Annotated in this window: 14 protein-coding genes; 10 read left to right on the top strand and 4 right to left on the bottom strand. The window is 60.8% G+C overall.

Annotation, left to right across the window (positions count from 1 at the left end; genetic code table 11):
- Positions 1-698 precede the first annotated feature (698 nt).
- From JQ635_RS38735 to JQ635_RS38700, 8 genes are all read left to right on the top strand, one after another.
- Entirely contained in the window at positions 699-956 is a 258-nt protein-coding gene (locus JQ635_RS38735) for a helix-turn-helix transcriptional regulator (RefSeq protein ID WP_211415014.1), read from the top strand.
- A gap of 110 nt (positions 957-1,066) precedes the next feature.
- Entirely contained in the window at positions 1,067-1,885 is an 819-nt protein-coding gene (locus JQ635_RS38730; RefSeq protein ID WP_211415013.1) for a helix-turn-helix domain-containing protein, read from the top strand.
- Between the two features lie 5 nt (positions 1,886-1,890).
- On the top strand, positions 1,891-2,478 hold the full coding sequence (locus JQ635_RS38725; RefSeq protein WP_211415012.1) for a hypothetical protein: 588 nt from the start codon (positions 1,891-1,893) through the stop codon (positions 2,476-2,478).
- Positions 2,479-2,521: 43 nt separating this feature from the next.
- Positions 2,522-3,343 (top strand): DUF6011 domain-containing protein, encoded by an 822-nt coding sequence (locus tag JQ635_RS38720; protein ID WP_211415011.1) that lies wholly within the window; start codon positions 2,522-2,524, stop codon positions 3,341-3,343.
- Entirely contained in the window at positions 3,343-3,606 is a 264-nt protein-coding gene (locus JQ635_RS38715) for a hypothetical protein (RefSeq protein WP_211415010.1), read from the top strand. Before JQ635_RS38720 ends, JQ635_RS38715 begins: the two co-directional genes overlap by 1 nt.
- 105 nt (positions 3,607-3,711) lie before the next feature.
- Complete coding sequence (locus JQ635_RS38710) at positions 3,712-4,758, top strand: hypothetical protein (protein WP_211415009.1); 1,047 nt, start codon at positions 3,712-3,714, stop codon at positions 4,756-4,758.
- A gap of 5 nt (positions 4,759-4,763) precedes the next feature.
- Entirely contained in the window at positions 4,764-5,201 is a 438-nt protein-coding gene (locus JQ635_RS38705; protein ID WP_211415008.1) for a hypothetical protein, read from the top strand.
- Complete coding sequence (locus JQ635_RS38700; protein WP_211415007.1) at positions 5,191-5,424, top strand: hypothetical protein; 234 nt, start codon at positions 5,191-5,193, stop codon at positions 5,422-5,424. Before JQ635_RS38705 ends, JQ635_RS38700 begins: the two co-directional genes overlap by 11 nt.
- A gap of 402 nt (positions 5,425-5,826) precedes the next feature.
- Here JQ635_RS38700 and JQ635_RS39155 read toward each other — a convergent pair whose 3' ends face one another.
- The gene (locus JQ635_RS39155; protein ID WP_246584048.1) at positions 5,827-6,027 is read right to left on the bottom strand and encodes a GDCCVxC domain-containing (seleno)protein; all 201 of its coding nucleotides are present in this window, start codon (positions 6,025-6,027) and stop codon (positions 5,827-5,829) included.
- Positions 6,028-6,085: 58 nt separating this feature from the next.
- Here JQ635_RS39155 and JQ635_RS38695 point away from each other — a divergent pair, with 58 nt between their 5' ends.
- Together JQ635_RS38695 and JQ635_RS38690 are read left to right on the top strand one after the other, a co-directional pair.
- Complete coding sequence (locus JQ635_RS38695; protein WP_211415006.1) at positions 6,086-6,508, top strand: hypothetical protein; 423 nt, start codon at positions 6,086-6,088, stop codon at positions 6,506-6,508.
- Positions 6,492-6,842: a hypothetical protein gene (locus tag JQ635_RS38690; protein WP_211415005.1), complete on the top strand. Its 351-nt coding sequence runs from the start codon at positions 6,492-6,494 to the stop codon at positions 6,840-6,842. The genes JQ635_RS38695 and JQ635_RS38690 overlap by 17 nt, the downstream gene beginning before the upstream one ends.
- 274 nt (positions 6,843-7,116) lie before the next feature.
- Here the strand turns inward: JQ635_RS38690 and JQ635_RS38685 are convergent, their stop codons facing one another.
- From JQ635_RS38685 to JQ635_RS38675, 3 genes are all read right to left on the bottom strand, one after another.
- Complete coding sequence (locus tag JQ635_RS38685) at positions 7,117-8,607, bottom strand: hypothetical protein (RefSeq protein ID WP_211415004.1); 1,491 nt, start codon at positions 8,605-8,607, stop codon at positions 7,117-7,119.
- A gap of 217 nt (positions 8,608-8,824) precedes the next feature.
- The gene (locus JQ635_RS38680; protein ID WP_211415003.1) at positions 8,825-9,781 is read right to left on the bottom strand and encodes an AbiV family abortive infection protein; all 957 of its coding nucleotides are present in this window, start codon (positions 9,779-9,781) and stop codon (positions 8,825-8,827) included.
- A gap of 171 nt (positions 9,782-9,952) precedes the next feature.
- Positions 9,953-11,383 (bottom strand): tyrosine-type recombinase/integrase, encoded by a 1,431-nt coding sequence (locus JQ635_RS38675; RefSeq protein ID WP_211415002.1) that lies wholly within the window; start codon positions 11,381-11,383, stop codon positions 9,953-9,955.
- Positions 11,384-12,060 lie beyond the last annotated feature (677 nt).

Below are 12,060 nucleotides of genomic sequence, written 5' to 3'. Positions count from 1 at the left end.
CGCCTCGCAATCGGCCGGTTCGTTCCAGCCTGAGCAACCAAACCACCAATTCTTGCCCAGCCTCGTCGGGCAAAACACCCCGCACCCCGTCAATCCCTCTTTGCAAAAATATTCCTCTTTACCGAAATTCGGAATTACGGCATAAGTCGACACAGCCCGGCCCGACGAAGAGGGGCGGTTCGCGAGTCGTTCGAAACGCGGGCCGGGTTGCGGTGGACGCGGCAGCGTCGGCACGAGAGGGTGCGGGCAGGGCGGGTAGTCCCTGTGAGTCCGCGGCCGCGTGTAGACGGACGGCGCTGAGCGCGTACGGCAAAACCGTGTGGTCCTTGCTGCAAGACATTTCTGCAGTTGCCGCAAGCTGAGAAATATCAGCTTAGATCAAGGGCTTGGTCGCTTGTCACAGTCGGAAAACAGGCGCGCTTAAGATCGGCGGGCCCCAATAGGCCCTATTTCACGCGAGATCGGCAAGAACGACCCGGCCCGTGCGAGCGTGCCGATGAAAGAGCGCTTTAGGCGAGTCGATCTCATCACATTGCCGCGACTCATTGTCGCTTCGAAGTCGTCATGACGCTCATGACGAATTCTACGCGCATTGCACGTACTGAAACGCGACTTGCTCAGCAGAAATCTCGTGTAATTGCGCACGGTTTCGGATGATCTCTCATGGTGGTTCGTGGCGTGCTGCGAGGAGAGTTGCGATGGACACAAGGGGACTCGCGTTGGAAGCCCGGCGCATGTTGTCGCAAGAACAGGTCTTGGCAATCGTGCCGATCAGTTACGTGACCCTGTGGCGAATGGAGAAGCGCGGACAGTTTCCGCAATCGACTTACATCACTCCGAACCGCCGCGTGTGGTTCGAAGACGAGATCATAGCCTGGCAAAACGCGGTCAACGGACGCCGTCGCGGTCGCCGGCAGAAGACTGGGGAGGTGCAGCAGCACGAGAGCGACGTCTGAAAGGCGAACGCCCCGGCGGGACACCGGGGCGGCGCATCATCATCGAGCTGCATCATCACTAGCGCCTTGGCAGGCGGCGAAGATGTAGCCCGAAACCGGGTCCCGCATCAATGCCGAACAGCAAAGCTAACCACACCCGCGCATTGTTCGAGTGGTTGAACCGGGTGTTGGCTGATGCCGAGCTGTCGCCGAACGCCTTCAAGGTCGCCTTCACGATAGGCCAGCGCTTCAACCGGCGACACGGCGGAGCTGCATGGCCGAGTCTCCGGACCATTGCCGCCGACATCGGAGTTGACGAGGCGACAGCGGTCCGCGCCGTGCGGCAACTGTGCGAGCGTGGTCACTTGCTCGTCGAGCCGGGCAAGCGGGGGCGCGGTCATTCCAACCGATACCGGATGTCGAAGGCCGGAAAACCTGCGCAGGCTCAGGTTAAGGCAGTGCAAAAACCTGCACACTTGCAAGTTTTGAGGTCGGGGAGAAAACCTGCGCCAGTGTCGCTAAAACCTGCGCGAGCGCAGTTGAACCATCTAGAACCATCTATGGGGACGCCTACAGCGTCCCCCAAGGGTGAGAGAGAGCGCGAGCGTTCGCTCGCGGTGATCCCCGGCGCGCCTGAGCCTGACGGCGGCGCGCGGGAAGGGTTGCAGGAAGATCGCTTCGCCGAGTTGTTGGCGATCTGGCAGAGGCCATGGGGCGACGACGACACCGATGCCTGTCTCGCGTTCGCGCTTGTGTGCCGTGATGCCCATCCCGACGACATCATCGCCAGCGCCCGCGCATGGGTCGCCGCTGCCGATGATCCGCGCTTCCTCAAGCCGCTGGCGAAATGGCTGACCAAGGGCCTGTGGCGAAAACCACCGCCGCAGCGAAGGCCGACGCGCAACGCCGGTAAGGTCTCGCTTTCGAAACTCATGAACGATCTGGAGTGAATGCCATGAGCAACGTCGTTCCGATCCGGCCAATTAGTCTGCTCCGCGCGCTCAGGACGTTCGCCGACGATGCCGATGCCCTCGTCAGACGCTACGACGAGATCGAGCGGCTGTTTCGGTATGGCGAGCTGAGCACGCCGTTGGCTCAGGCAAGGAAGATCGCGGAGCTGAGTGCGAACGACGTGAAGGTGATCGAGCGGTGCATCGCCGCGCTGGATCAACTCGATCCCGCCGAAAGCTATGAGGACAACGATCCCGAGGAAGGCGAGCTTCGGCGCGGTGTGATCAAGGCAAGGTTGACGATCTTGGTCGGCTCGTTTCCGAACGGCGCGCCGGGCGATCCCGAAGTCTACGTTCGCGCGATGTTGGAGCACGCCTGCAGCATCGAAGGTCTCAGCCTGCTGGCGGTCGATGCCACTTGTCACGAGATCGTGGCGACCCAGAAATTCCTACCTGCGGTCGAAGAGGTCGTAAAGACGCTGAGTGCGCAGCAAGCGAAATGGAATGAACGACTCTGGGCGATCTACCGCCTCGCCGACATGTCGCGCCGCGTGCTGGCGCGGATTGAGGCCTTGCAGTCGAAATCGAAATGAACCGCGCCGGCCGGCTGCCCGGCATCGAGAGGAGACTAAAACTATGCAATTACGGATCACACCACTCAATCGACCGGTGCAGCGTTGGAGGGACGCCCCTATCACCCCGGAGATGCGGGCCGCGTCTGAAGTCTACCAGAAGGAACGCGCCGCACTCCGCGCCAAGTTCGAAAGCGAATGGGTGCCGCCGCCCGGTTACGACGCCGAGCGCGATCTCGAAGAGATGCAGAACATCGAAAGCGCCGCTTTCACTGTTTGGGAAGAGCGGCGCAAGGGACGCATCGCCGCCGCCTCGACCCCGGTATGGGAGAACACGCTTGAGTACTGGCTGATCGACGGCCCCAAAACAGAAAACGATGGCCTGCTTGCCAAGCAGCCGACGGCTGCTTCGTTGACGCTGCCAATTCTATTGAAGGGCGGCGGCGACATGAAGGTGACGTTCGAGACCAAGAAGGTCCACGATATGGGTGGCCATGATCCGGCAATTCGCACATGGATGGAAGACAAACTCAGGCTCGTTGTTCGTACCGAGCACGGCCTCTTCGCCGGGCATCTGAAACACCGATGCAGCGAGCGCGGATGGTATGTCGTCTCACTGTCGGCGGACACGCCGCAGGAAGTTGCGGGCCGGGTCGCTAGGACGCTTGACGCAATCGAAGGGCTTAGCCTGCCGGATGACTACCTCGCTTTCATGCCGGTCTCTAGCCGCTGCTCAATCTGCTCGCGGCCATTGAACGATTTCGTCTCGAAGACACTCGGCATCGGTCCTGATTGCGCGGGCAAGCTAGGTCTGGCCCACTCTGCGGCTTTCGCCGACGCCGTCATCGCAAAGCGTGCGGCCTTCCTTGCCGAGGCCGCCGACTGATGCACGACCGCGCGCCACCATCCCGCCGCCGCCAGCGCAACGACCAGCGCGAGCGGCGACGGCTCGCGCAGCGGCGCTACCGACAGAACGTGGCGGACCACGCCGTCATCGCGCCCGTAAAGGCCGGGCCTGTGATGCTCGACTATCTGGTGCGCGTCGTTCGCTGGCTCGACGATGCCGACGCCAAGGATGCGCGCAAGATCGGTGAGGCTATCACGCGCGGACTGATGGAAGCGGCGGAAGCGGACGCGGCAAAGCGGTGACAGGCCGGCAAATGCCGAAAGTTTGGGGATTTGGGCCTACGCTGCCCAAAAAAATTCCGTGACCCTACTTCATCGGCCGCCCGGTACTTGTGCCATCTTCCGGTCATGAGCAACGCCAGACCAATTCCGCTCCGCCCCGATCACAGCGCCGTCGCCCGCGAATGGCACCGCTCGTTCATTCGCGCCGCGACCGCCCGCGTCCTGTCGCGCGTACAGAAGACCAGCGTCGAGGCCGTTCTGCGCGACGCCGGATGGCAGCACGACAACCTCACGGGGCTGATCTTGCGCGCTCCCGTCGAGCCGCTGAAGCAGGCCGACCTTCCCGGCGACAGTGTTGCCGCGCTAATGCTGCTGGCACCGCAAAGTGCTGCGGCAAAACTTTTCGATCTGGCGGTCAAGGTCGATCTCGCCGGCATCAGCTCGTTCTCGTTTCCGCTGCCGTCGAATTTCACCGACGCCAAGTTTGTCATCGAGGGCGAGCCGATCAGTGTCGGTCAAGGTACGTTCGAAGGCATGCCGCTCGGCCCGGTCCGCAAGGTCGCGTTGATCGGCGCGCTATCCTCCGAATTGGAGAACGCCAGCGCGGGCACCGCCTCAACGATCATCTCGCACGTTCTCAAGATCGCGGTGGGCAATGGGCTGGCCAAAGTGCTGTTCAGCGACGATGCCGAGAGCGAGGCTGCACCTGCCGGACTGCTGCACGATGTCCCGGCGCTTCTCGCTGGCACCAGCATGGCGGAAGACTTGTCGGCGCTGGTCGGATCGATCTCGGCCGCCGGCCTCGATGCTGAAAGCGTCGTCTTCATCGCCGCCGCAGAACAGGCGATGGCGATTCGGCTCGCTGCCGGTCCGAAGTTCAACTATCGCGTCATCGGCGCGAACATCGAGGCCGGGACCATCATCGCGGTTTGTGTCGATGGCCTCGCGGTCGCGGGCGATGGCGTCCCGACCGTCGATGTCAGCAAGAGCGCGGTGTTGCACATGGCTGCGGACCCTGCCTCCGACATCGGCACGGCCGGTGCGCCCGGTGTCGTCGCGGCTCCGTCGGTCTCGCTGTTTCAAACCGACAGCTCTGCCTTGAGGTGCGTCAGCCGAATCTGCTGGAGCGCCGCGCCGGGTGCAGTTGCGGTCGTTACTGGTGCAACATGGTGACCGCAATGGATTACGACGAACGCCAAGCTGCATGGGCCGCAGCCCGCGCCGAGGCCTACGAGGTCTCGCTTGCGAAGCACACAACGGCACCGCAGGCCGCGTCAGCGCCGCAGACGAGCAAGGAGATTGAGCGGCTAGTTGATCGCCGCGTCGCTGCTGCGCTCGCCGAACGTGACGAAATCTGGCGCGAGGTCATCGGGCAATTGGTGGCCAGCGAGCGGAAGCGCAGCCGGGCCGAGGTCGCGAAGGCTCTCACCGAGCGAACCGGCAGCAACGAGCTGTTCTATCTCGACGAGAACGGCAAGAAGCAAGACCGCGAGCTTCACAACGCGATCATCGGTCCCGTCGATCATCCTATCGACGAGCGCATCATGGCTCCGATCCGTGCGCGACACCGCGCCAAGTATCTCGCCGAGCAGCGGAGCCAACGCCGTGCAGGATGATCCGCTCAGCGCCGAGGCTCAGACCATCTTGCGGCATGCGACCGTCGCCGATCTGCGCAGCGATGTCGCTGAGCTAAGCGCGCTGGTCGCGGCGATCCGCGCGCCGTTTCCGGCGGAGTTGCCGACCGCTCCCGACGAGCGCGAATTCGCTCTGCTGTTGGTCGCTCTTAGGGCACGCGACCACGCGCGACGGCTGCTCGCGTTGGTGGAGGCCGGGATGTAGGTCTGCCGGGTGACATCGGCCCGCCCGGACCCCCCCGACTGGCTTGGTAAGTTATTCTCTTGCGTTCTGGCCACTTCTGTCTCGTTTCGGGCCCATCGAAAGCCAAAATCTCCAGTTTAATCAGCGGGTTATGGGAGGGAGACATCGCGCCGAAAACCGCAATTGAACCAACGGGTTGAGGGATCGCCAGTGGTCGAGGCCGCAGGAAGCCCGCTTGTGAGTTGGGCAAGCCCGGACAATGCGCGGTGCCAGAGGCAGAGGATTAGCGCACCCACCGGGCTAGCAGCCCTCGCAATCTACTAAGGGGCGACGGGGGGACATTATGCAACTTTTACTGGAGACCGATTCCTGCGCGGCGGCGGCCCGAGCTTGCTACCGCCCGTAGTAGGTGTTTCGATGACTTTAACAGCACTTCCCGTTTTGCTGGATTGGCGGACACGGGACCGTGCCATAGGAGCAGAACACGCAGCAATCGCCCGGCTTGGGCTTGAGGCGCTGGCCGCAGCCCTTGCAGTCATAAAAAAACTGGCAGGCGTTGGTCGGCATGGTCTCGACGGCAGAATGCTGGCAGGTCGGACAGGTGAGAGTTGATATAAGTTGCATGATGCAGAGCCTCTAGCCGTTAACATTGTAAAATTCCAGTCCGGAACGGAGTTCCGCGATGCCCCGCCAAGCCGCAGCCTCCCAACCTTTCTCCGCCAACGGCTCGACGCGCGAGCTGCTGAAGCCGCCAGAAGACCTCGACCAGATGGAGCGCGCAGAATTCGTCGGCCTAGTTGTCGGCGCTCCACCGTGTCACTTCCTGCCATCCGATCTGCCATTGCTCGCGGCCTACGCTAAGGCTGTCGTCGCCGAGCGTGTCGCGGCTGGTGAGCTGGCTGCCGCCTACGTTATCGACGGGAAGCCGAGCCCTTGGCTGCCGATCTGGCAGGGGAAGGTCCGGGCACTCACGACATTGGCGCGGATGCTGGCCCTTTCACCCGGAGGCAGGGTGCCGAGCAAGTCGCCGAAGGAGGCCGAGCCGGTCAGCTACTACACGCGAATGAGCCTCTCGGAGGGTCGCCGCGATGACGAGCCGAACTGACCGCGCCGCGTTCGATTTCGCCATCGAGATCGCGCGTCGGGACCCGCTGCAGCGCAAGCGCATCGACGATGCGTTCGCAGCCGGCGACGACTACGCCAAGGTCGGTAAGGCTGCCGCCTATCACTGCCAGATCGAGGCGCTCGACCTGATGCCGTGGCAAAGCCCGCCCTGCTACGCCGATATGAGGGCGCTAGAGCGGCCCTATGGTGAGCCTGGCGGCAAGCGGGAGAGCGCCGAACTGGCGCTGCGCATGCGGCGCAGCAAACTCAGTCGCTGGCATCCAGACCCGGCGGGCGAATGCGACCGGGCCGAAGCGGCACGACGCGCGGGCTGATTTCCGGCTGCGCGAGCAGGCCATCCGACGGCCTGAAGCACTTCAAGGCCTGACGCGCGAAGCATTCCGCCTGCTTGTTTCCGGTCTTCTCAATCTCTTCAATGGCCCAGATCAACATCTGGACCGCGCCAGAGTCTTCTTGGTTCATCGGCATGCCCGTTATTCGAGCCCCGGTCTACTTGATGGTATACCTGTGGTAGAACTAGTTAGGTCCAAAAGTGTACATTGAACGTCCTCAGCGTCTGGTGACCAATCAGCATCGCAGTCTGGCCGGTCATGTGCCAATCGTCGGAGGAAGCGACCCTCCGCCTGCACTGTCACCGGGCCAGAAGTTTCGCAGGAAATCGATGATCGCCCCCATGTGGGGCTTCATTAAGTCGTAAGTTTTTTGCCAGCCTTCGATTGCCTCGGCAGTGCCCTTGCCTTTTTGTAGGATCGCCCAGATTCGATTGTAGGCGCTCGCTACAATGTAGTTTTGTGATTTCCGAGGATCGGCGTCTGCAATGGGATCGTGTGGCGGCTTTGGTCGGCTTGGATCGGCCGGGGGCAAATCTTCGAGTATGGGTCTTATTTCAAGAGATGGTTTTGCTGCTTCGTCAATTGCCGGTGACACGGTCTCATCAAATACCTTGGGTGTCTGCGAGCGAATTACCTGTTGAACGGCCTCAACAGCATCGCGGGACAACGGCGTTATGAGGCGTCCGGTATTTACCGCTTGATAGTGCCTTTCGATCTCGGGATAGAATGATCGTAGGGCGATGTGGTCCTCCAGAAGCACTGCTAATTTGCTTGCAAATACGAGAGGCAGAATGCCTTCTTCTGCCGTGAAGAGCTTGTTCAACGTCCGGGCTTCACCATCTGCTAAGAGCATGTTTCCGCTCCCCTGCTCGTTGGGAAGCCACTCAAGATAGTCTGCTAAAATTTGAGCGTATTCGGAACGCCCTTGAAATTGGGACGACGACGCAATTTGCGCGACTTGCACCGCCCGATTGCGACAAACTGTAAGAGCATTGTGATGATCTTGGGGTCCCAATGAGGCAGGCAGAGTAGGCAGTGAGAAAGGACCGGTCTCCACGCCGATGCGCCCGTCCGCTAGACGATTGATCGTGATGGGACTGTTGATGCCCTCGATGGCGTGAGGATCGGGGCGCAACGCTTCCAACCGCGAAAGGATTTCTATATTTACGGTCTCGGGCCCTCTTTCCCAAGAGAGCTGGCCGGGGAGGTCTGAATACGCTGCGTCCTCGACCTCAGTGCTTTGACGCAACGGAAGCACGCGACCTTCGTACCACTTGATCCAAACTGACCAATGTAGCCCGGCTTTCTCCAGTTGGTTTTTAAGAGACTGCCATTGATCGTGCGCGCGAGGCGGCATTGAATGCACCCAAAGAGGCATTTCAACCAATTGCTCCCAAGACGCTCCCCCGTCAGAAAGTAGCTGTTGGTCACGGACTATGCTCGCTAGATGCTCGGCTTCGAAACCAGCTTGAGCTGCGGCGCTGATGCTAAGCGCAACGGCATCCGCTGCACGAGCGTATACCTCGCCATTCCCCTTGCGCTTCCGTTGATTGACCAATTGGGCAACGGTGTTCGCAGCGGCACTCGCCGCAAGGGAGGCCTCGTTATATCTTCCTGCCGACGCTGCTGAGACCGCTGAAGCCTCTAAAGCGCATCTTACGAAATGATCGTCCATCGCGCTATTTGGGTACTTCGCAGAAAATCGAGCGATAGCAAGCGAACGAAAGGCTTCCACTAAGACGACCAACCCGCCGTCTATTGCAGGAACCACGCGCAATGCTGCTCGCACTACTATGGCGGATGACCATTGCAGCGGCTCTGCCCGTAGCCAATCTGCGAACGCGGCATTGTCTTTAACTAGCTCGACTGTTGGATTTTGAGACTGACGCTTCGGACCCCTACCCACTTAGCTTAGCCTCCATCAATCTTTCTGTTCGTCGGGAAAAGCCGATGCGGCACTCCAATCAGGAGCGCTCTACAATTGCCGGGTCGACTCCGATTTCAATTTCAAATGCGGTGACTTTGCCGATCATCCTCTGAAACTCCCATGGGAAGTGGCCCAGAGTCTCGGCCCATAGCTCTCCAGATAGAATTGCAAAAAAACGGGCGGTGGCAACATTAACGACGTCTCCGGGCTTTACGACCCGGCCGTCCGCCACGTCGATGTAAAGACACGATTGGCGCAGCTGTTCGAGTTTCCCACTCTCAACGTCTTGCAGAAGTTTCCTTACCTCTTTGAGGCCGAGTATTCGGTCTAAACGAGTATTCACCACGGCACCGGCCATGACACCCATGAAGTGCTTTTTCCGATGATCCCGACCTAGAAGTCCCAGAGTTGATTTTGAATTGTCGGGTTTATCCCACGACAGCAAATCGTACCAAAGCCGCCCGAGCTTCCCCAACTCTTCAATGGTGAGAATCGAAAGAAAAGTGGATAGTGGGTAGTGCCTCTCTCGGTAAAGTTTACAGGCATCGCCCCAGAGTTCTTCCACGTGCGCTAATAGGGCGCTGTACTGCTCAAGCGCTTCCGCGAAGGTTGAAGATGCAGTGATGAGCGATGCTCCGTCTTGATGCGCTTCAACTTGCAGCTGACCTAATTTAGCGACCCGGCGAACACCGTCCTTTGCTTTTATCGCTGCAATGATCTTCGGGCGGTCAAGTTTCGTGCCGAACGTTCGTTCAAATTCTTCATCCTGTTCGATCTTAAGGCGCTGTATAATCTGGGGCTCGCGCATGAGCATAAGCGCCGCCCGCGTGTACATTACAAAAGCCTCATGGTCCTGCCGCTCGCGCCATTCGCGTGATGCAAAATCCAAAACGCTCGACACTGGAATGTCGCTAGAAAGGAGTTCCTCTTTCAGCCGATTGAATGCATCTTCGCTGTTGCTGGGTTTTGATTGCTCACTTTCGCCCGTTTCCAAAACACCCCCCTCCAACCCAACGGTTTCTATAGCCTATTTTTTGCACCTCTAAACCTGTGGTGGCAACAGGAATAGGGTATTTCTGTTGTTGACTTTCCCACAGGAAGAAATGCAAAGCCCGGCCAGTGATGGGCTGACCGGGCTGGGGCAATTTGCGGTGTGTTGTGCTGATCAAGCGGCGAGCCGCAGCCCTGTCTCCGTCTGTTTTCCGATCACCTTGAGCAGCCAGCTTTCGAGCGCCGTCAACACTTCCAGCTTCTCGCGCAGCTCGATGTCGTGCGCGTGGACGTAGTGCTTGAGCGTGACGCCCGAGAGTTTGACGCCGTTGTCGTCTTTTCCCACACGGTGGTCGAGGCAGAGCGCGATCTTGGACAACGGCTGGCCAAGGTTGCGCGACCAGCTCGCGGCCGTGCGCCGGAGATCGTGCGGCGTAAACGGCTTCAGCCCGAGCAGCGCGCACAGTCCGGGCGTGCGGACGTGCTGGCTGCCATCGGCGCGCCTTGCCGTGCGACCGCGCAGCGCCTCTGCCATCGCCTTGCGGTAGGCCGGCGCGTCCACGTTGCCATCCTTGCTGGTGGCAAAGATGTGCTCGTGATTAGACGAGCGCATCGCCTCATTCAGGATGCTCAGCGCCAGCGGCGTCAGCGGCTGCACGATGGGGCGGCGCTTCTTCACGCGCTTCAGCGGAACGTTCAGGTAATCTTGCCCATCGACCTTGACCAGCTCTTCGCGCTGAGCGCCGAGCAACTCGCGCGAGCGCAGCATGGTGACCAGTTCGAACTTGAGCGCGAGCCGCGTGCGGCGGCCCCACGGCAGGTCCTCGCGGTCGAGGCCATGCCAGAAAGTCTTGATCTCGTCCTCGGTGAGTACGCGGTTGCGGCCATGCTCGGCATCGAGCGCGCCAAGATGCGTCGCCGGTGAATTCTCGATCAGGCCCTGCTCGACGCACCAGCCGAAGAACGACGAGGCCGCCTTGCGCATATGGCGCACGGTGGACACCGAACCTTGCTTGGTGCGGTTGCCTTTGTCGTCGATGTACTTACCGTCGAAAATGTCCCGCTGCAGCTCGGCGAGGTCGGCCCGCCGGACATCGGTAATTGCCATCTTGCCAAGTGTCGGGACAAAGAAGCGCTGCAGGTGGCGGGCGGTTCCTTCCCACGCTTCAAGGCGGGGCCGCCGCTCGCCATCGGCCTTCCTGACCGGGGCCTTCATCCACGCAATGCGGTCCTCGACCGCCTCGGCGACCGTCTTGCCCTGCCGTTGCGCCTGCGCCTTCTGGCGGCGCAGAGTCTCGGCGACCGCCGTACCGCCTCGGCCCTTCAAGCCATAGACCTTGGCGCGGGCGTGCTCGACGGTGAAGGTCTCGGGATTGTGGACCCCAAGCCAACCCGTGCGCTGCTTGCCGGTCTCCCGGTCGGTGAACTTGAATGAGAAGGTGGCCACGCCGGCCGTGGTGATGCTCACGTAAAGGCCGGGGCATTTGCGGTCGTAGATTTTGGTGCGCACCTCGACTCGCTTCACGCACATGCGGTCGGTCAGGATGACGCTACCCTTACGGGCGCGCTTGCAGGGGGGCGTCGGGATAGTGGTAATATCGCTCATGGTTTCAGCTCCAGAGGTTGGGACCACGCCCGGCCTTGGTCTTTCAGTCTGTCGTGCGGACGCTGAAAGGCTTAGGGCCGGGCCCTGATTTTGGCGAAGCGCGCGCTGAAGCCACCCAAGAGGTTAGAGGAAAACCTCTTATTTCAAAGGCTTTTGTTGCTTTCACCGGCTTTCACCGGCTTGCAAAATATAGACGTGTGGTCCTGGCCGTCGTTGCTACGGTCAAGCCTGTCGCGGAGGTGCGCGCGAGCCCAACCGGGCGGACGGCATCGTCAATTCGCGGGGTGAGGGAGGCCAGAGGGAAAGTTCGGCTCCCGGGAGAGCACGCCATAAGCCGTCCGACCATCGCGCAGGGAAGGCCGTGTGTTGGGCTTCACCTGTATGCTGTTGTGCGGTCTCTTTTGCGCTACACGCGCACAGCAGACCGCGGGTGCCGCCGGCACCCGGCCTTCCCTGCGCCCTCTTTCCTTGAGGGGCGAGGAATGAAGCAAAGCTCGGGCGAGATGAGCCGCGAGAACGCGAAGGTGTGTCTGCAATTCAAAATGCGAGTCGGAGAGTGCAGCGCTCAAATGTCTCCCCAATGTCGTCCCGGCGAAGGCCCTAGGGCATGCACGTATCTAGTGCGGCGGATTGACTCGGGTTGGCCACAGGGGATTCCAGAATCGGAAGTCTGTGTG

Source organism: Bradyrhizobium iriomotense, from assembly GCF_018130765.1.
GTDB lineage: Bacteria > Pseudomonadota > Alphaproteobacteria > Rhizobiales > Xanthobacteraceae > Bradyrhizobium > Bradyrhizobium iriomotense_A.
Note: the sequence above shows the minus strand (reverse complement) of the source record. Positions and strands in the feature narration are given on the sequence as shown.